General features: G+C 69.2%; 16 protein-coding genes and 1 other RNA gene. 7 read left to right on the top strand and 10 right to left on the bottom strand.

All coding sequences use genetic code 11. The annotated features are described in order from the left end of the window. Window positions 1-6: 6 nt before the first annotated feature. Window positions 7-105: signal recognition particle sRNA small type (ffs, locus tag KF684_09860), an RNA gene on the bottom strand. A 79-nt stretch (window positions 106-184) separates the two neighbouring features. Here ffs and KF684_09855 point away from each other — a divergent pair. From KF684_09855 to ftsH, 4 genes are all read left to right on the top strand, one after another. Beyond that, complete coding sequence (locus tag KF684_09855) at window positions 185-1,462, top strand: hypothetical protein (protein ID MBX3353228.1); 1,278 nt, start codon at window positions 185-187, stop codon at window positions 1,460-1,462. A gap of 23 nt (window positions 1,463-1,485) precedes the next feature. Continuing rightward, window positions 1,486-2,523: an outer membrane protein assembly factor BamD gene (gene bamD, locus KF684_09850; protein ID MBX3353227.1), complete on the top strand. Its 1,038-nt coding sequence runs from the start codon at window positions 1,486-1,488 to the stop codon at window positions 2,521-2,523. Next, window positions 2,520-3,041, top strand: coding sequence for a hypothetical protein (locus tag KF684_09845; protein ID MBX3353226.1), 522 nt, complete (start codon window positions 2,520-2,522; stop codon window positions 3,039-3,041). Before bamD ends, KF684_09845 begins: the two co-directional genes overlap by 4 nt. Window positions 3,042-3,222: 181 nt before the next feature. Then, a complete protein-coding gene (gene ftsH / locus KF684_09840; GenBank protein ID MBX3353225.1) occupies window positions 3,223-5,298 on the top strand; it encodes an ATP-dependent zinc metalloprotease FtsH in 2,076 nt (691 codons plus the stop codon). Here the strand turns inward: ftsH and KF684_09835 are convergent. Both KF684_09835 and KF684_09830 read right to left on the bottom strand, forming a co-directional pair. Further along, window positions 5,279-5,569, bottom strand: coding sequence for a DUF167 domain-containing protein (locus KF684_09835; GenBank protein ID MBX3353224.1), 291 nt, complete (start codon window positions 5,567-5,569; stop codon window positions 5,279-5,281). The two genes, ftsH and KF684_09835, sit on opposite strands and share 20 nt — an antisense overlap. 9 nt (window positions 5,570-5,578) lie before the next feature. After that, window positions 5,579-7,045: a hypothetical protein gene (locus KF684_09830; protein ID MBX3353223.1), complete on the bottom strand. Its 1,467-nt coding sequence runs from the start codon at window positions 7,043-7,045 to the stop codon at window positions 5,579-5,581. Window positions 7,046-7,180: 135 nt separating this feature from the next. Here KF684_09830 and KF684_09825 point away from each other — a divergent pair, with 135 nt between their 5' ends. Next, window positions 7,181-7,567 carry a 6-carboxytetrahydropterin synthase gene (locus KF684_09825; GenBank protein MBX3353222.1) on the top strand — a complete coding sequence of 129 codons (387 nt, stop codon included), beginning with the start codon at window positions 7,181-7,183 and terminating at the stop codon, window positions 7,565-7,567. 98 nt (window positions 7,568-7,665) lie between these two features. Further along, on the top strand, window positions 7,666-9,924 hold the full coding sequence (gene ppk1, locus KF684_09820) for a polyphosphate kinase 1 (protein MBX3353221.1): 2,259 nt from the start codon (window positions 7,666-7,668) through the stop codon (window positions 9,922-9,924). Between the two features lie 4 nt (window positions 9,925-9,928). Here the strand turns inward: ppk1 and gltX are convergent, their stop codons facing one another. Then, the gene (gltX, locus tag KF684_09815; protein ID MBX3353220.1) at window positions 9,929-11,599 is read right to left on the bottom strand and encodes a glutamate--tRNA ligase; all 1,671 of its coding nucleotides are present in this window, start codon (window positions 11,597-11,599) and stop codon (window positions 9,929-9,931) included. Between the two features lie 94 nt (window positions 11,600-11,693). On the opposite strand from gltX, the gene KF684_09810 reads away from it, so the two are divergent. After that, on the top strand, window positions 11,694-12,617 hold the full coding sequence (locus KF684_09810; protein ID MBX3353219.1) for a sugar kinase: 924 nt from the start codon (window positions 11,694-11,696) through the stop codon (window positions 12,615-12,617). Here the strand turns inward: KF684_09810 and KF684_09805 are convergent, their stop codons facing one another. The 6 genes from KF684_09805 to KF684_09780 all read right to left on the bottom strand — a co-directional run bounded on the left by KF684_09805 (window position 12,618) and on the right by KF684_09780 (window position 18,403). Further along, window positions 12,618-13,544, bottom strand: a complete 927-nt coding sequence (locus tag KF684_09805; GenBank protein MBX3353218.1) for a hypothetical protein — start codon at window positions 13,542-13,544, stop codon at window positions 12,618-12,620. Between the two features lie 147 nt (window positions 13,545-13,691). Then, on the bottom strand, window positions 13,692-14,114 hold the full coding sequence (gene atpC / locus KF684_09800; GenBank protein MBX3353217.1) for an ATP synthase F1 subunit epsilon: 423 nt from the start codon (window positions 14,112-14,114) through the stop codon (window positions 13,692-13,694). Between the two features lie 123 nt (window positions 14,115-14,237). Then, a complete protein-coding gene (locus KF684_09795) occupies window positions 14,238-15,278 on the bottom strand; it encodes a Gfo/Idh/MocA family oxidoreductase (protein ID MBX3353216.1) in 1,041 nt (346 codons plus the stop codon). Between the two features lie 25 nt (window positions 15,279-15,303). Next, window positions 15,304-16,443 carry a hypothetical protein gene (locus KF684_09790; protein ID MBX3353215.1) on the bottom strand — a complete coding sequence of 380 codons (1,140 nt, stop codon included), beginning with the start codon at window positions 16,441-16,443 and terminating at the stop codon, window positions 15,304-15,306. After that, window positions 16,440-17,453, bottom strand: coding sequence for a hypothetical protein (locus KF684_09785; GenBank protein MBX3353214.1), 1,014 nt, complete (start codon window positions 17,451-17,453; stop codon window positions 16,440-16,442). Before KF684_09785 ends, KF684_09790 begins: the two co-directional genes overlap by 4 nt. Continuing rightward, on the bottom strand, window positions 17,450-18,403 hold the full coding sequence (locus KF684_09780) for a hypothetical protein (protein MBX3353213.1): 954 nt from the start codon (window positions 18,401-18,403) through the stop codon (window positions 17,450-17,452). Before KF684_09780 ends, KF684_09785 begins: the two co-directional genes overlap by 4 nt. Window positions 18,404-18,419: the final 16 nt, after the last annotated feature.

The following is an 18,419-nucleotide window of genomic DNA, read 5'->3' as shown; positions in this document are numbered from 1 at the left end:
AGGGTTGACGGCCAGGACACCGGCGGCGCTGGACGACGACCGCTTATGGCTGCTGCGGTCAGGCTCTGACCAGGTTCACGGGCCGCCCACGCACCGGGCCCGGCCGTCAACCCAAGGGCGTTCGATCGAGCGGACTGTAGGCCGCCTCCCGTTCGTCGCGTCCACCCACGCTACACTCTCGTGAATGGCCGACGACACCGCACGGGACGCTCGACGAGCGAAATACATCGATCCCGACGCCCAGGGGCGCCGGACGCTGCTGACCATCCTGCGCGGCGCCTTCGTCACCCTCGTCCTGGTCGTCATCACCTTCTACATCATCGACCTGGGCAAGAACGCCGCCGCCGACAAGTCCAACTGGGAAGACCTCCTCATCCGGGGCTGGCAATACGTCTTCATCTTCGGCCTCGCCATCGCCCTGGGCTTCCTCGCGATCGACATCCTCACCCCGGGCAAAAAGATCGCCACGCTCTCGGGCGTCTTCCTCGGGCTGGTCGCAGGCGTCCTCGCCGCCCTCGCCGTCGGCCTGGTCGTCGATCTGCTCGCCCAGATCTACGAGCTGCAGGACAACCGCATCGTCAACACGATCAAGGTTCTCTTCGGCGTCGCCTTCTGTTATCTCGGCGTCTCCATCGTCCTCCAGACCAAGGACGACTTCCGCCTCGTCATCCCCTACGTCGAATTCGCCAAGCAGACCCGCGGCGTGCGACCGCTCCTCCTCGACACCTCCGTGCTCATCGACGGGCGGTTCCTCGAGGTCGCCGAGACCGCCATCATCCAGTCGCCCGTCGTCATCCCGCGCTTCGTCATCGCCGAGCTCCAGGCCCTCGCCGACTCCTCCGAACGCCTGAAGCGGACCCGCGGCCGGCGCGGGCTCGAGATCGTCGGCAAGATGCAACGCTCGCCGCGCCTCGATGTCAGCGTCGACGAGTCCCCCGTTCCCGGCAAGAGCGTCGACCAGATGCTCGTCGAACTCGCCCGCCAGCTCACCGGCTCGATCCTCACCACCGACATCGCCCTTGCGCGCGTCGGGAAGATCCACGGGGTGCCGGTCATCAATCTCAACGACGTGGCCCTCGCCATGAAGCCCAGCTTCATCCCGGGCGAAAAGCTCCGCGTCACGCTCATCAAGCCCGGCGAACAGCCCGAGCAGGCGGTCGGCTACCTCGAGGACGGCACGATGATCGTCGCCGAAAACGGGCGTCCGTACATCGGCAAGGTCGTCGATCTCATCGTGACCACCTCCCTCCAGACCAGCGCCGGCAAGCTTATCTTCGCGCGCATCCCCGACGGCTCGACCGTTGAGGACTGGGACGAACTCGCCACCGACGACGACGCCGACCGCGACCCGCGCGCCGGCGCCGTCGAGCACGAACAGGACAGCCCCGAACGCCCCGACGACGACGCCGACCCGGGCTCGCGCCGGTCGCGTCGCGCCGCGCGGAACCCGCGCAGACGCTGATTCCCCGGTATCCTCCCCTTCCGATGCCGCGACACCCACGCTCCGCCATCCCGACCATCGCGCTTATCGCCGCCCTCGCGACGGGCGCCGCCAGCGCGCAGACGACGACCTACACCCTCGACGACGCCGGCTGGGCCCAGATCGAGCTGGACTCGCCCGACGAGGAAACCCGGCGCATCGGCGAAGCCCGGCGCGCGCTGGCCGAGGGCCGACCAGGCGCCGCCAAGGCGATCCTCGACGAGTTCATCCGACAGCACGAGACGCGCCAGCACGCCCTGCTGCCCCAGGCGTACCGGCTGCGCGGCGACGCGCGCGTCGCGATGCGCGATGAGTTCAAGGCGCTCTACGACTACGAGGCCCTGATCCGCACCTTCCCCTCGAGCGAGGAGATGGTCGTCGCGGTCGAGCGCGAATACGAGATCGCTCGCGCCTACGCCGCCGGCAAACGCAAGAAATTCTGGGGGATGCGCATCGAGCCCGCGGGCGATATCGCCGTCGAGATCTTCATCCGCACCCAGGAGCGACTGCCCGGCAGCGCGATCGCCGAACAGGCGTCCATCGCCCTCGCCGATTTCTACTTCGAGCGACGCGACTGGGAACTCGCGACCGAGGCCTACGACCTCTACCTACTCAACTACCCCCAGGGCCCCAACTCCGTGAAGGCCCAGAAGCGGCGCATCTACGCCGAGATCGCCGGCTACGGCGGGCCGGCGCGCGACTCGCGCCCGCTCATCGAGGCGCGCGAGCGGATCAGGCGCTTCGAACGCCTCTATCCGGCCGAAGCCCAGGCCACCGGCCTCAACGAGGCGCTCGTCGAACGCGTTGATGAGACCCTCGCCCAGCAGATGCTCGCCACCTCGCGCTGGTACCTGCGCGTCAAGGACTTCCCCTCGGCGCGCCTGACCCTGCAACGGCTCATCGCCAAATACCCCACCTCCGACGCCGCCCGCGAGGGCATGGACATCATGGACACGCGCGGCTGGGAATACACCGTGATGGATCGCGGTGAAGGGCCATCGCCGGCGGAAGCTGTCGACGACGAGACGGAGCCGGACCAGTGAACCGCGCCCTCGCCGCACTCGCCCTCACGGTCCTGTCGATCGCGTTCGCCGGTTGCGCGTCGGACCCGCGCCAGGGATATTCGACCGGGACCGCGTTCGATAGGAACATCGGCTCGGTCGAGATCCGCCTGTTCGACAACCTCTCCTTCGCGTACGGCATGGAGATCCGGCTCGCCGACGCTGTCGTCAAGGAAATCCAGCAGCAAACCCCCTGGCAGGTTCGCACCGGCCAGAACGCGCAGACCACGCTCTCGGGCGCGATCACCGATGTGCGCCTCCGGGCGCGCTCCGTCGCACGCGACACCGGGCTCGTGCAGGAACAGGCGGTCGAGATCACGCTGGATTTCCAGTGGCGCGACAACCGCACCGGCTCCATCCTCGCGTCGCGAAGAGGGTTCCGCGTCACCGAGACCTTCGTCCCGTCTCTCGGCGCAGGCGAACGGATCGAGGTCGGCGAGAACGTCGCGGTCCAGGAAGCCGCTCGCGAGGTCGTCGCGGCGCTCCGCTCGGGATGGTGACGGCCCCTCCGACGCGACGGACGCAATGCGCGAGCCCCTACCATCCCCCCAAGGCCCTCTGGGAACCCCGGCGCTCGGGCGGCGTTCGAAATCTTCTCCCGGGGCTGCAACCCCACGCTCGCAACCGCCGATCCTTCCCACACGAACCCTTCGCAGGCCGACCCCGTATCCCCGGTGAACGATGCCCGAACCCCGCAACAGCCGCAGGCCTCAGAACGACCGCGATCAGCGCCCCGGCGCGCAGCGACCCAAGGGCTCGTCCGGGCAGGATGAGCCTCGCAAGCAGGGCGACAAGTCCCCGCCGCCCCGTGTGCCGCGCGGCGCCTTCGGGTGGATCGTCATCTTCATGCTCGTCGGACTCCTCGCGGTCTGGCTCACCCAGCAGAACGCGGGCGTCGAGCGCCTCGCGTCGTGGAACGAGTTCCGCGTCCTCTACAACGACAACCTGATCGTGCAGAACTCCGTCGAGGTGCAGACCTCGACGATCACCGCGCGCAAGCTCGGCGTCGGCGGCGCCGAAGTCCCCGTGCGGCTCGACATCGGCTCTCAGGGGCGCGAGTTCTGGCTCGCCCAGGTCGACGAACTCACCAACGGCGACTTCCGCAACGCGCCCGACGCGCCGCTCTTCTTCCGCATCCTTTTCAGCCCGCTCACGCTCACCATCCTCATCATCCTCCTCTTCTGGTTCGTCATCCTGCGCGGGCTGCGCGGGATGTCCGGCGGCGGCGGGATGCTCGGCTCCTTCGGCAAGTCGCGCCATCGCGTCTTCATGAAGGAAAATGTCAAGGTCGCCTTCAAGGACGTCGCCGGCATCGAAGAGGCCAAGCAGGAAGTCTCCGAGATCGTCGACTTCCTCAAGAACCCCAAGAAATTCACCCGGCTGGGCGCGCGAGTCCCTCGCGGCGTGCTGCTCGTCGGCGAGCCCGGCTGCGGCAAGACCCTTCTCGCCAAGGCCATCGCTGGCGAGGCCGATGTCCCCTTCTTCTCCATCTCCGGCTCCGACTTCGTCGAGATGTTCGTGGGCGTCGGCGCCTCGCGCGTACGCGACCTCTTCAAGCAGGCCAAGGAATCCTCGCCCTGCATCATCTTCCTCGATGAGATCGACGCCGTCGGGCGCCGGCGCGGCGGGGGCTTCACCACCGGCGGCCACGACGAGCGCGAGCAGACCCTCAACGCCATCCTCGTCGAGATGGACGGCTTCGACACCGGCGACCAGATCATCGTCGTCGCCGCCACCAACCGCGTCGATGTCCTCGACCCGGCGCTGCTGCGCCCGGGCCGTTTCGACCGGCAGGTCATGGTCCCCATGCCCGACCTCAAGGGGCGCCTCGAGATCCTGGGCGTCCACGCCAAGAAGGTGAAGCTCGGGACCGATGTGGACCTCGAGCGCGTCGCCCGCGCCACGCCCATGTTCTCCGGCGCCGACCTCGCAGCCCTCATCAACGAGGCCGCGATCTCCGCGGCGCTGGGCGGCAAGGACTTCGTCGAGCAGGACGACCTCGAAGAGGCGCGCGACAAGGTCAAGTACGGACGCTCCGGACGCAGCCGCACCGTCGAGGAAGACGAGCGCATCGCGACCGCCTACCACGAGGCCGGGCACGCGATCCTGCAGGCGGTCGTCCCCGGCGCAGACCCGCTGCACAAGGTCACGATCATCCCGCGAGGACAGGCCATGGGCGCCACCTTCTCCCTCCCCGAGAAGGACCGCCACGGCTACGGGCTCAAGTGGCTCACCGCAACCATGCGCGTGGTCTGCGGCGGGCGCATCGCGGAACTGCGCCAGACCGGCGACATGTCGTCGGGCGCGGCGATGGATATCTCGCAACTCACCCGCATGGCGCGCGCCGCGGTGCTCGAGTGGGGCATGAGCGACAAGCTCGGGTTCGTCCGCTACGCCGGCGAAGACTCTCGCGAGATGTTCAAGGCCGACCGCGAGTATTCGGAAGACACCGCGCGGCTCATCGACGAAGAGGTGAAGCGCTTCGCCGACGAGGCCTACAGCGACGCCGCCGAGGTCCTCGACAAGCACTGGGACGCCGTCGAACGCGTCGCCCAGGCGCTGCTCACCCACGAAACGCTCACCGCGGAGGAAGTCCGCAAGCTCCTGCGCGGCGAGGCGCTGAACAAGCCCACCGTCAGCGACCTGCTCGCCCTCGAGGCCGCCAAGGCCCGCGCCGAGCAGTCCAAGCCCGCGCCCAAGCCGCGCAGCGACGAGGGACGCGACCCCGGCCCGGGCCTCATGCCCAGCCCGGCGTGACGCGGAAAGCCTTCTCAGGATTGCTGCCCCCGCTCACGAGCTCCAACCCGGATGGCTTCGCGCCTATCTCGCGTGCGAGCATCGCCCGGATCGCGTCGTTGGCCTTCCCGCCCTCGGGGGGCGCGGCGACCTTGATCTTCAGCCGATCCCCCAGCACCCCCACGATCTGATCGCGGCTCGCGCCCGGGACCGCCTTCACGCGGATCAGGATCGTGCCGTCGGGGCGGCGTTCGCAGACGCGCGGGTCGAGGGCGATGGAGTTCTCGTTCATCGGTCGCGCTCAGACCCGTTCGATGACGCGCTGCGCCTCGTCGAGCAACTGCGACGCTCTCGCGCCGGTCTTCGCCTCGGCGATGAGGCGGATGATCGGCTCGGTGTTGCTCGCGCGCACATGCAGCCACGCAGGGTCGTCGCCGCCCCCGTCGAAGTCGATGCGCACGCCGTCCTGGGTGTCGATCCGCCCGCCGCTGAATTGCTCGGCGATCGCGGCGCACGCGCGCTGGGCGAGGCCCTCTCGCACCGGCGCCTTGCGCTTGTCGATGGTGTAGGAGGGCGTGTCGCGCACGAGCGAGGAGAGTGTGCGCCCGGTCCGCGTCATGAGCGCGAGCACGAGGGCCATCGAGCCGAGACTGTCGCGGATCATCGCGACGGGCGACCAGATCACGCCCCCGTTGCCCTCGCCCCCGAGCACGCTGCCCTCGCGAAGCATCGCGCTGACGACATTCGCCTCACCCACGGGCGTGCGAACCACCCCGCCGCCGGCGTGCCGGGCCGAGACGTCGTCGATCATGCGGCTGGTGGAGAGGTTGGCGGCCATCGCGACACCCGCGGCGGCCGGGTCGAACTCGAGCAACGCTCTGGCCGCGAGCACCAGCGTGTACTCCTCGCCGACGTACGCGCCCGTCTCGTCGAGCAGCGCGAGCCGGTCGGCGTCGGTGTCCTGCGCGAAGCCGACGACGGCGCCGGCGTCGCGAACGACGGACGAGAACCCCGCGAGGTTCTCCGCCGTCGGCTCGGGGCTGTGAGGGAAGACGCCCGTGGGCTCGTCGTGGACATGCACCACCTCGCACCCCAGCGCGTCGAGCAGCAGGCGCGCTCCCGCGACGCCGCTGGAGTTCACCGAGTCGACCGCGACGCGGAACCGCTTCGCGCGGATCTCGTCGACAGGCGCGACGGCCGCGACCGACTTCAGCACCCTCGCGACATGCACGTGAGCCGAGGTGTCGTCGTGATCGTGCGTGCCCTGCGCATCGTGCGGCGCGAGCAGCACGCGCCCGGCGCGGAAGCGGTCGACGATCTCCTGCGCGTCCTCGGCCTTGGGAGCGCGGGCGCGGAGCGCGCCCTGCGCGTCCTTCTCGTCGCGAGTGATGCACTTGAGGCCGTTCCACTGCGCGGGGTTGTGGCTCGCCGTCAGGATGAGCCCGCCCTGCGCCGAGTGATGCTCGACCATCACGCCCACGGTCGGCGTGGCCGCGACATCGAGATCAACCACGCGCACGCCGGCCGCGAGCAGGCCCGCGATCGCCGCCAGGTGCAGCGACTCGTTCCCGGCCCGCCCGTCCTTGCCGAACACCACCGCCGGGCGATCCTCGCCCGGGTGGCGATCGCGCAGCCAGCCGGCGAAGGCGCCGGCGAACCGCGCGGTCACTTCGGGGGTCATCGTCGCGCCGACGATGCCGCGGCATCCGCTGACGGACAGCATCAGGGGTGCGCTCTGCGTCCCGGGCTCGGTCTTCGCGTCGGACACCGTTCTCTCCTGCGTGTGTTCGGTCGTTGTTTGTGCATCGGCGCAGCGTCGGAGGATACGCCGATGAGCTGGACCCCGCAGGGTCTTCACGGACTCCAAGCGGGTGGACCGTCGCGCTGGCCGTACAATCGCCTGATGTACGAGATCACCGTCGAGACGGAGTTCGCGGCCGCCCACGCGATCGTGATGGGCGGGCGGCGCGAGCCGGTGCACGGGCACAACTGGCGCGTCTGCGTCGCCGTGGCCGGCGATTCGCTCGACGAGGACGGGCTTCTGTGCGATTTCCACGCGATCGAGTCCTCGCTGCAGGAGATCGTGCGCCCATTCCATAACCGCGACCTGAACTCGACAGCGCCGTTCGATCGCGTCAACCCCACCGCGGAGCTGGTGGCTCGGCACATCGCCGACGCGCTGGGCGCGGCCCTGCCGGCGCGCGACGCCGCCCGCGGCGTGCGCGTCGCGTCGGTGCGGGTGACGGAAGCCCCCGGCTGCGCAGCGATCTATCGCGCACCGTCGCGCTAAATCGGCCTCCGGGGCCGCCAGTCGCCTTCAGACGGCGCGAACACGAGCCGATCTAGGTCCGAATACCTCTGTCCCCACCCGATGACCGAAGCGCACCCATGAGCACCGCCCGATCGAGCCAGCCCGACCTCAGGATCACGCCCGACGCCGAGCCCCTGGCCCCGCTGCGCCCGGCGTCCGCGCCCGCCCAGACCGCGACGCCCGAGGAGCTGGCGTCGGCGATCCAGGCCATCCCGGCGGAGCAGCGGTACCTCAACCGCGAGGTGCAGTGGCTCCGCTTCAACAAGCGCGTGCTCGAGATGGCGCAGGACGAGCGCAACCCGCTCCTCGAGCGCGTGAAGTTCCTTGCGATCTTCCACAACAACCTCGACGAGTACTTCATGAAGCGCGTGGGCGGCCTGAAGCGCCAGGTCGCCGCCAGCGTCATGCGCCGCTCGCCCGATGGGCTGACGCCGGGCGAGCAGCTCGACGCGATCCGGCGCATCGTGGTCGACCTCATCGCGCAGGGCGCCGAGTGCTACGAGCACGACCTCGTCCCCTCGCTCGCGCGCGAGGGCGTGCAGATCATCCCGATCGAGAACGCCACCGACGAGGAACGAGCGCGCCTCGAGGCGTGGTTCCGCAAGAGTGTCTTCCCGGTGCTGACGCCCCTGGCTGTCGACCCGGGCCATCGCTTCCCGTTCATCTCGAACCTGAGCATCTCGATCGGCGTCATGGTGTCGAGCCCGGACCGCGCCGACGAATCGCTCTTCGCGCGCGTGAAGGTGCCGAACTCGATCCCGCGCATGGTTCGCACCGACGAGCCCGGCGCGCCGTTCGTCCCCCCAACCGCCGACCGTCCGCTGCGACTCGTGCTGCTGACCGATGTCATCCGCACCAACCTCGACGACCTCTTCCCCGGCATGACGATCCAGCAGGTGATGCCCTTCCGCGTCACGCGCAACGCCGACATCGAGCACGACGCCGAGGACGCCGACGACCTGATCGACACCATCGAGAGTGAGATGAAACTGCGCCGCTTCGCGCGCGCCGTCCGCCTCGAACTCAACGCGAAGCCCGAGCCGTCGTTCCTCGAGTTCCTCTCCGAGGGCCTCGCCCTGCACCCCGGCGACATCTACGAGCGCGGCGGGCCGATGGACTACTCGGCCCTCTTCCAGATCGCGTCCCTCGCGATCCCCCACCTCCGGTTCCCCTCCTGGACGCCCGTGGTCCCCACGCGCCTGGCCGACGAGGACGCCGACATCTTCTCCGTCATCCGGCGCGGCGACGTGCTCGTGCACCACCCCTACGACTCCTTCGGCGCGAGCACCGAGCGGTTCATCAAGGCCGCGGCCCGCGACAAGGACACGCTCGCGATCAAGCAGACGATCTATCGCACCAGCGCCGACTCCCCCTTCGTGCCCGAGCTGGCCCGCGCCGCCGAGAACGGCAAGGCGGTCGCCTGCCTGGTCGAGGTCCGCGCCCGCTTCGACGAGATGAACAACGTCGAGCGCGCCAAAGAACTCGAGAAGCACGGCGTGCACGTGGCCTACGGCGTGATGGGCCTTAAGACCCACACCAAGATCTCGCTCATCGTCCGGCGCGAGGCCGACGCGCCTGGCGGTCTGCGCTGCTACGCGCACGTCGGCACCGGCAACTACAACTCGCGCACCGCCGAGCTCTACACCGACCTGGGCCTGCTGACCTGCGACCCGGAGATCACCGAGGACGTGATCGACCTGTTCAACTACCTGACCGGCCGGTCGCGCAAGCGCGACTACAAGCGCCTGCTCGTCGCCCCCAACACGATGCGAAAGCGGTTCATCGAGATGATCGACCGCGAGACCGAGATCGCGCGCGCCGGGGGCAGGGGCGTCATCAAGGCGAAGATGAACCAGCTCGAAGACGCGCAGATCATCGACAAGCTCTACGAGGCGTCCTGCGCCGGCGTCAAGATCGACCTGATCGTCCGCGGCTTCGGCTGCCTGCGCGCCGGCGTGCCCGGCATGAGCGAGAACATCACGCTCGTCTCGAGCATGGGGCGTTTCCTCGAGCACTCGCGCATCTTCCACTTCGGCGCAGGCAAGGACGACCCCACCGAGGGCGAGTGGTACATCGGCAGCGCGGACTGGATGTACCGCAACCTCGACTACCGCGTCGAGGCGATCACCCCGGTCCTCGACCCGGTCGCGCGCCGCAAACTGCACGACATCGTCGAGGCCGACCTCTCCGATCACCGAGACCTGTGGCAGATGCAGCCCGACGGCTCGTTCGTGCAGCGACGCCCCCCGGCCGACGCCGACCCGATGAGCGCCGCGGCGATGGGCTCCTTCGCCTATCTCATGCACAAAACCGCGCAGGACAGCGTCAAGGGCTGACCGCTCAGGCGTGGGCCGCCAGGCACGCGTCGATCCGCGCGAGCGTGCGATCCTTCCCGAGCACCGCGAGCGTCTCGCCGATGGGCGGGCTGATCGTCGATCCCGTGAGCGCCACGCGCAGGGGCTGGGCGACCTTGCCCATGCCCAGCGCGCGAGACTCCGCGAACGATTCGAGCGCCGCGCTCACCGAGGCGGCGTCGAACCGGCCGATCCCGGCGATCGCGCCGCGCAGCTCGCGCAGGACTCTCAGCCCCTCGCCCTCGTTCTTCGTGAGGTTCTTCTCGACCGACTTCGCGTCGTAGACCACGCGGTCGCTCTCGGCGAGCGCGAAGCGGCCCTGCTCGGCGGCGTCGAGGAAGGTCTTGCAGCGCGGGCGGACAGCCGACGCGAGCGTCGTGAACGCGTCGCCCGTGATCTGCGAGGCGATGGCCGGCGCGTGCGCCTCGCACCATTCGCGCCAGCGCCGGGCGAACTCGTCGTCGGGCATGGCCGCGATCGCGTCGGTGTTGAACGCGAGCAGCTTCTTGCGATCGAAGCGAGAGTTGCTCTTCCCGATGCGCCCAAGATCGAACCACTTCACGAGGAAGCCGATGTCGAATTTCTCGATGTTCTCGCCCGCCTCGGGCGGGGGCGACCAGCCGAGCAGCGCAATGAAGTTCGTGATGACCTCGGGCAGGTAGCCGGCGCGCCGGAAATCGTTGACCGTGACCTCGGGCAGCAGCAGGCCCAGCGCCTCGGCCAGGGGCTCGAGCTGCTCTGGCGGGAGCTGCTTGGTTTTGTCGTTGAGCCAGACGCCGAACGACGCGTCGTCGAGCGCGGGCGTGGGCGACGACGAGAGCCCGGCGTCTTTCGCCGCCTTGCGCGCCGCCTGGTCGCGCTCGCGCTTGCTCATCTTCGCCCCCTCCATGTTGAAGATGAGGGGCATGTGCGCGAACTTGGGCGTGCGGAACCCCAGCGCGCGCTGCAGCGCGACGTGCTTGGGCGTGTTGTACAGGTGCTCCTGACCGCGCAGCACGTGGGTCACGCCCATCAGCTCGTCGTCGATCACGACGCTGAAGTGGTAGGTCGGGAAGCCGTCGGCCTTGCGGATCACGAAGTCGTCGACCTCGCCCGGGCCGACGCGCACCTCGCCCAGCACCTCGTCGACGACCAGAACCTCTTCGTCGGGGCACAGGAAACGCACGACATGGGGCTCGCCCGCCGCCACCCGCCGGGCGCGCTCGTCGGCAGGGATCTCGAGCGCGGCGCGGTCGTAGCGGTACGGCTCCTTGCGCGCGATGGCCGCCTTTCGCTTGGCCTCCAGCTCCTCGGGCTTCTCGAAGGCGGCGTAGGCCTTCCCTTCGGCGATCAGGCGATCGAGGTACTGGTTGTACAGATCGAGTCGCCTGCTCTGCTCGAAGGGCGCGACAGAGCGCGGGTCGCCCCCGAAGCGGACGCCCTTGGAGTCGGTGAAGGCCGGGCCCTCGTCCCACGCGATGCCGAGCCACGCCATGTCGACGAGGATGCCACGCGTGAAGTCCTCGCTGGAGCGCGCCTGATCGGTGTCTTCGATGCGAAGAAGGAAGGACCCGCCCCCGCGCTTCGCGAAGGCGTAGCAGAAGAGCGCGGTGCGGGCGCCGCCGACATGGAGCCAGCCGGTGGGCGAGGGGGCGAAACGGGTGACGACATGGGCCATAGGGAGTGAGGGTAGCCGTGCCGGGCGGGGCCTTCGCGTGGAGGGAGATCGCGTCTAGACTGGCCACCCCCTCTTGGCAGAAAGGACGCGCCCCATGAGTCTGATCGTGACGGGAACCATCGGCATCGACACGATCCACACGCCGCACGGCTCAGCGGAGGCGGTCCTGGGCGGCTCGTGCACCTATTTCGCGGCGGCGGCGTCGTTCTTCACGCCAGTGCGGATGGTGGCGGCGGTGGGCGGGGACTTCCATGAAGGGCACCGGCGCGTCTTCACCCACTTCCCCAATGTCAGCGTCGAGGGCATCGAGCTGCGCGAGGAGAGCAGGACCTTCGCCTGGGGCGGGCGCTATTTCGACGACATGAACTCGCGCGAGACGCTCTTCACCGAATTGGGTGTCGTGGCCGAGAAGCCCCCGGTGCCCCCGGCGTCGTACCGCGACTCGAAGTTCGTCTTCCTCGCAAACACGCACCCGGCGGTGCAGGCCGACCTGCTGGGCCACTTCCCCGACCACGAACTCGTCGTGTCGGACACGATGAACCTGTGGATCGACATCGCGCGTGCCGACCTGATCGAGCTGCTCAAGAAAGTCGACGGGCTCGTGCTCAACGACGAAGAGGCGCGCCTCCTCACCGGCAAGCGCAACCCCATCACCGCTGGGAAGCACATCCTCGATATGGGCCCGACCTTCGCGCTCATCAAGAAGGGCGAGCACGGCGCGATCCTCGTGCACCGCGATGGGGTGGCCGCGCTCCCGGCGTTCCCGACCGAGGTCGTCATCGACCCCACGGGCGCTGGCGACAGTTTCGCCGGGGGCATGATGGGCCACATCGCCGCCACGCACGCGGCGGGCAAGGACCCGGCATCGATGGAAACGATCCAGCGCGCGATGGCCTACGGCACGGTGATCGCGAGCTACACCATCGAGGCGTTCAGTCTCGAACGGCTCACGCGCCTCACCGACGCCGAGGTCGAGCAGCGCCTCAAAGAATTCGTGCGCACGGTGCGCGTGGGCTGATCAGCCGCGCAGGGCGTCGATGGCGCTCTGCGGGTCGGGGTCGCTGACGAGCCCGACGCGGCGCGCTTCCTGGATGAGCTTGAGCTGCGCCTCGCGGATGACATCGAGGTCGTCGCGCGTGAACGAGGCGACCTCGGGGGTGAGGCCTCGCGAGAGAAGTTGTGCGCGTTCGAGCTGTTCCACCTCGCGGATCGCGTCGTCGAGCAGCGAGAGGAACCCGCGGTCCGCGAGGGCGCCTGGGCGATCGATCGCCTCGGACAGTCGCGACAGCGCGCTGGGCGTCTCGGTCGACTGCGCGAGGTTCGCCCCGGCGGCGTCGAGAACGCGGACACCGACGAACGACGCGCTCAGCGGCGAATCCGAATCGAACCGGAGGGCATTTCCCGAGAGCGTCGTGGTGACGCCGAGTTCCTTGGCGAAGCCGCCCAGGGTTTCCGCGATGTCCTGGATGCTCGTGCCGGACGCGAAACTGAAGGTCTGCCGGCCGCGCGGGCCGGAAAGCTCGACCTCGAAGCGCGCCTCGGGATCGTCCTTGTCGCCGGAGAGATCGAGGAACGGGGCATCGAAGTCAAGCCGCGAGGTGGGCGCCGCGCCGGTGTCGGGGAGCCCCGCGAACAACGCCTTGATCGTCGAGTTGGCCGCCTGTGCGAGCGATGCCGCGCCGGACTCAGACCCGGAGGACAACGCTTTGCGAAGCTGGAAGAGCTGCTCGGCGAGCGTGCGGAGCGGGGCGCCGTCGCGAAGAGCCTTGACCACGCTGGACGGGTCGGCGACTTGCGCGCTGTCGGCGCGGGCATCGGCCCGTTCGGTGGGCTTCACGGCGTTGGCGCCGGCGAGCCGGGAGAGCGAGTTCTCGAGGCGCTTGGAGGCGCTACCGACGAACGGATTGACGGGGCTGTCGAGACGGGAAGTCACGGGCTGTGTCATCGCGTGCGCTCCGGGGAGTTCTGGGCGCGAGGTGCGCCTGAGATCTCTCAAGGTTCGGCAGGTCCCCACGCCGCCCGCCACAAAAGCAAACACGCCCCCGAACCGGTCGGAGGCGTGCTGGTGGTTCGGTTCAGTGAGCGCGGCTCGTTAGATCCTGCCGCCCTTGGCCTTGAAGCGCTGGGCGACCTCGATCTTGGTGCGGGCCTTGGTGCGCTCGTGGGTGATGCGCTCCATCTCCTTGGGGTCGCTGCTCTGCCGGGCCTGGGCCTCGGCGAGTTCGGCCTTGGCCTCGGTCTCGTTGATCTGCTCGGCGGGGACCGCCTCGTTCGCGAGGATCGTCAGCCGGTTGTCGACCATCTGGGCGAAGCCGCCGTCGAGGAAATAGGTCCGCTCGCCCCCGCCCGTGAAGTCGAGACGGAGCTCGCCCGTGCCCAGCTTGCCCACGATGGGGGCGCGCTGGTTCAGGAAGCCCATCTGGCCGTCCCACATGGGGACATTGACGGCGGAGACCTCCTCGTCGAGGAGGCGTGCTTCGGGGGTGATGACTCGGCAGCGGAAGGCCTTGGCCACGGGTCGGTGCTCCTCAAGCGGGTGAAGGCGGGGAGTGTAGGCCTGAAGTCATGCCGCGTGCCCGTCATGCGACCCCGATCCGGCCCCGCTGGGCCCCTTCCGAAGGGGAGGCATCGCCCGCCCTCAGCCAACGCCGGCGGCGCCCCGGGCCGCCTCCACGATCCTCTGAGCCGTGCGCACATTCGCGAAGCCGTCCCGCGCGTCGATGTCCGGGCGTCGCCCGGTGCGCACGGCGTCGAGGAAACTCGACAACTGGCTCTTGAGGGGCTCGGCCTCGTCGATCTGCAGGGGCTCGATGTCGATCAGTTCGCCGTAGTTCAGGTCCGAGAGGTCGTGGCCCTCGCGGATCTTCTGCTGGAACATCGAGAGCTGTTCCGCGTTGGCGGTCTTGCGGATGACGATGCCCTCACGCTTGGCGTAGTCGATGCTGACATACGCGTCCTCGGCGACGATGCGGATCTTGCGCTCGGTCTTCATCGCGAGGCGCGACGCGGTGATGTTCGCGACGCACACGCCGCGGGGCGTGTCGAACTCGAGGCGCGCGTTGCAGACATCCTCGTGGGGCGTGATGACCGACACCGCCGCGGCCCGGACCTCGCGCGGCTCGCGCCCCCCCACCAGCATCAGCACCACGTCCAGGTCGTGGATCATCATGTCGAGCACGACGCCGACATCGACCGAGCGGAAGGTCATCGGGCTGACGCGGTGGATCTCGATGAACCGCGGCGCGATCTCGGCGGCGCCCGATTCCTTGAGCTTGCGCAGCGCGACCACCGCCGGGTTGTAGCGCTCGATGTGCCCGACCTGCAGCGTCGCGCCGGACTTCGACGCCAGGAACGCGATCTTCTCGGCTTCCTCGACCGTGTTCGCGAGGGGCTTCTCGATGAGGCACGCGACGCCGGCGTTCAGCAGCGGCGTGGCGGCGGCCAGGTGCGCCGTCGTCGGGACCGCGATGCTGACCGCGTCGACGCCCAGCTCGAGGAGCTGCTCGACGGAATCGAGGGACGCGCCGCCGTGCTTGGCGACGATCTCGTCGCGCCGGGCGCGGTCGCGATCGACGACGCCGACGAGGGTGGCGCCGGGCAGTTCGGTGTAGACGCGCGCGTGGTGGCGGCCCATTCGACCCACGCCCACGACGCCGCAACGGATGACCTTCTCGCTCATGACGCGAGTGTAGGGCGTCGGGGCCTCACGGCTTGGGACGGGGGGTTGGATGGGCGTCGGGCCCGCGCGGGGCGACGCCGACCTTGCGGACGCCGGGGGCCGGTTCGTCGACGTGTCGGCGCACCGCGTCGATCCGCTGGTCGTACTCCTCCTTCTCGCGGCGCATCTTTTCGAGCATGCGCTGGTCGCGCTCCTCGCGGATGCGGTGGTTCTCTTTGGCGGCCCAGCCGGCCATCGCGAGCTGCCCGATCGAGAAGAACTGGACGCCCAGACCGCCCAGGAAACCGACCCAGAAGACCGCGATCCCGAGCCAGAGCATGAACGGGATGACCCCGGCGAAACTCGGCCAGCCCGGGGGCGTGAGGCCGGTCACCACGATGAGCGCGCCGAACACGCCGATGGACCACGCGCTCGTTCGCATGCGCCAGCTCAGCTCCGTATCGGGAACCCAGTCGGCGTAGCAGGACAGCAGCACCGCGGACGGGACGAGCCCGACAAACGCGACCAGCGCCGAGATCGCCGAGATCGTCGCGATCACGACCACCCATAGGGGCATGCCTGCGCCGGGGCCGGGCGTTGGCGCGCTCATCGTGAGCACGAGCAGGAGCGCCGCGGCGAGCACCCACGCCCCCTGCGTGCCCCACGACGCGACGCGCAGCCTGTACCACTCGCGACGGCGCGGCTCGTCGGCGTCGGGCGGATCGGGCCTCGGCAGCGTCGTCACCACGAACCCGCCGACCCACGCGAGCGAGCCGAAGAGAAACACCAGGGTGTAAAAGGTGTCGGAGGGCGTCGGGATCTGCAGCTGCGGCCCGACGATCGCGTTCGGACCCGATTGCCCGTAGAAACCAAACACCGAGTTCATGACCGCTAGCGTCAAGGCCGTGAACAACCCGAAGATGATGCAGGCGAGCCCGACGAACGCCGCGCTGATGGCGACCGTGAACCGCAGCAGGTACGCGCGGGGCGCATCGACGAGCGTGTCCTCGAGCATGCGCTTCTGCGGCACGCTGATGGCCCGCCCGCACTCCGGGCAGACGCCGCCCACGGTGAGCCCCTTGAGGTTGTAGCCGCACTTGGGGCAGGGCTTGTCCTGCTCGATGGTGCGCGGCGTGTTGAGCAGTCCCTGCGCCGCGAGGTAGCGTGGGTCGTTGAAGGCGCTCATGCGTGGACCTCCGCTTGAGGCGGGTGTGGAACAGGCGCATCCGCACGCGCGCGTTCGCCGATGCGACGCTCCCTTCGGATGAGCAGACGCAGCCGGTCGGAGACGCCGATGAACGAGATGTACGCCGTGAACCACGCGAGGCCGGCGCCGAGCGCTGCGAGGCCCGATACCGCCCCGAACACGCCCTGAGGACCTGGGTTGGAAAGCAGCGTGAGACTTCCGAAGATCACTATCGCGAGCGTCAGCCCGACGGCGACGAGCAGCACCACCAGCGCCGATGTCGCCGCGGCGCCGCCACGCTTCCCCCTGCGCACGCCGAGCCGCATGAGCGAGCGAATATGGAGCAGGCCCACGACGGCGCACACGAAGGTCGCCAGCGAGGCCGCGGCCTGCATGGCAAAGGCTGTCGTGACAGATGGCACGGCGGGGTTTGGGCCCGTTGTGCCGGAATACACGGCGAAGGAAAGGGCAGACGAAGCGATCCAGCACGCGCCGGCCAGCACCGTCGTCAGCCGGAACGCGCGAGAGAGGGGCGTCGGCGGGCGCAGCGCGTGCGCGCCGCGCAGTGGCGTGGTGATTCGCCACACGCCCAACCCCAGGAGCAACCAACCCACGATGTGGATCACCATCATCGCCGCGCGGCCTTGCACCATGGCAAACCCCAGCAGGATGGAGCCGAAGCAGGGTCCGAAGACCGGGAGCACGATCCCCAGCGTGGTGAGCAGCGCGCCCGTCTGGAGCGTCTTGAGCGTCTCGACGGGCTGCATGCGCAGGAGCGACGGGTCGAGGGAGCGACCGACGCCGAGTCTGCACTCAGGGCACACGCCGCCGTGTCGAGCGCCGAGCAGCGAGTAGCCGCACCGCACGCAGGGCCATGGCTGTGCGACGAACTCGCTGCCGGGCTGAACGATGCGCGGCGTGGCGCACTCGGGGCAGATCGGCGCGTCGATGCCCGTGAGGTCGTAGCCGCAGACGAGACAGGGAGGACTGGAGTACGGCGCGACGGTCATGGCGCGACCGCTCCGATCTGCGCCGATTCGCGGCGTGCTCGCGCGAGTTCCTTCCGGATCTGCGAGACCGACGACGCGAACTTCGCGTACGCGACGACCCAGAGAATCAGGAGCGTCAGCGCCGACACCCCCACCAGCAACACCCCGCCGAACAGGCAGACCCCCACGATGCCGGCGGCGACGCCGGCCGAGATCCACCCGCTGGCGAAGTACAACCCGGCGAACACCACGACGCCGATCGCGAAGGAGCCGACCACGAGATACACGGAGAACCGAGCGACATTCCTCGCGATCCGGCTGGTCCCGGGGTCGGGGACGCGTCGGGAGAGGGCGCCGAGGTACACGGACGAGAAGACGAATCGGAGGAACTCGCCCGCCGTCGCGAGCACTCCGAGGATCGACATCGCGATCATCGTGCCGCCGTAGAGCATCGCCGCAGATGCGGATGTCGCGTTCGGGTCGAAGATGGTGCTCGTGTTTGGATCGAGCACGAAGTACATGCCCAGCGCGAGGTTCCCCATCGCGATCACGAGCAGGATGACCGTGAGCGTTCGGACCGCGACGCGTGCGCCGTTGCGCGACCACTCGGCCGGGACGGTCCCGGCCAGGGGCGTCGTCACGCCCCAGTGCCCCCACGCGATGGTGGCGTGCATGCCAAGCCCGACCAGACTCAGCACGGCGCTCATGATCGCGAGCGCCGTGGTGTTCACGCCCCCGGAGCCGCGCATCAGCAGCAGGCCCGGCGCGACGCTGCCCACGCCCCCGAACACGAGTTGCACGCCCACGCCGATGAGCATGGCGAGCGTGCCGCGCTGGAGCCGGCGCAGGGTGTGCTCCGGCTGGCTGGAGAGCAGGAGTTGGCGTGTGTGCGAGATCTCCGCGGCGCACTCTGGGCAGCGCGCATCGGCGGGGATTCCCGAGAGGTCGTAGGCGCACAGCAGACATCGCATGCCGCGCGGATTCAGG

It is taken from the genome of Phycisphaeraceae bacterium (assembly GCA_019636675.1).
Classification (GTDB): domain Bacteria; phylum Planctomycetota; class Phycisphaerae; order Phycisphaerales; family UBA1924; genus JAHBXC01.
This window is presented reverse-complemented; position numbering and strand designations above follow the sequence as displayed.

Excerpts from the sequence above, each read along its gene's own strand:
- KF684_09855 (MBX3353228.1), top strand. The coding sequence starts at position 185 with ATGGCCGACGACACCGCACGGGACGCTCGACGAGCGAAATACATCGAT.
- bamD (MBX3353227.1), top strand. The coding sequence starts at position 1,486 with ATGCCGCGACACCCACGCTCCGCCATCCCGACCATCGCGCTTATCGCC.
- ftsH (MBX3353225.1), top strand. The coding sequence starts at position 3,223 with ATGCCCGAACCCCGCAACAGCCGCAGGCCTCAGAACGACCGCGATCAG.
- KF684_09835 (MBX3353224.1), bottom strand. The coding sequence starts at position 5,569 with ATGAACGAGAACTCCATCGCCCTCGACCCGCGCGTCTGCGAACGCCGC.
- KF684_09825 (MBX3353222.1), top strand. The coding sequence starts at position 7,181 with ATGTACGAGATCACCGTCGAGACGGAGTTCGCGGCCGCCCACGCGATC.
- ppk1 (MBX3353221.1), top strand. The coding sequence starts at position 7,666 with ATGAGCACCGCCCGATCGAGCCAGCCCGACCTCAGGATCACGCCCGAC.
- gltX (MBX3353220.1), bottom strand. The coding sequence starts at position 11,599 with ATGGCCCATGTCGTCACCCGTTTCGCCCCCTCGCCCACCGGCTGGCTC.
- KF684_09810 (MBX3353219.1), top strand. The coding sequence starts at position 11,694 with ATGAGTCTGATCGTGACGGGAACCATCGGCATCGACACGATCCACACG.
- KF684_09805 (MBX3353218.1), bottom strand. The coding sequence starts at position 13,544 with ATGACACAGCCCGTGACTTCCCGTCTCGACAGCCCCGTCAATCCGTTC.
- KF684_09795 (MBX3353216.1), bottom strand. The coding sequence starts at position 15,278 with ATGAGCGAGAAGGTCATCCGTTGCGGCGTCGTGGGCGTGGGTCGAATG.
- KF684_09790 (MBX3353215.1), bottom strand. The coding sequence starts at position 16,443 with ATGAGCGCCTTCAACGACCCACGCTACCTCGCGGCGCAGGGACTGCTC.
- KF684_09785 (MBX3353214.1), bottom strand. The coding sequence starts at position 17,453 with ATGACCGTCGCGCCGTACTCCAGTCCTCCCTGTCTCGTCTGCGGCTAC.
- KF684_09780 (MBX3353213.1), bottom strand. The coding sequence starts at position 18,403 with ATGCGATGTCTGCTGTGCGCCTACGACCTCTCGGGAATCCCCGCCGAT.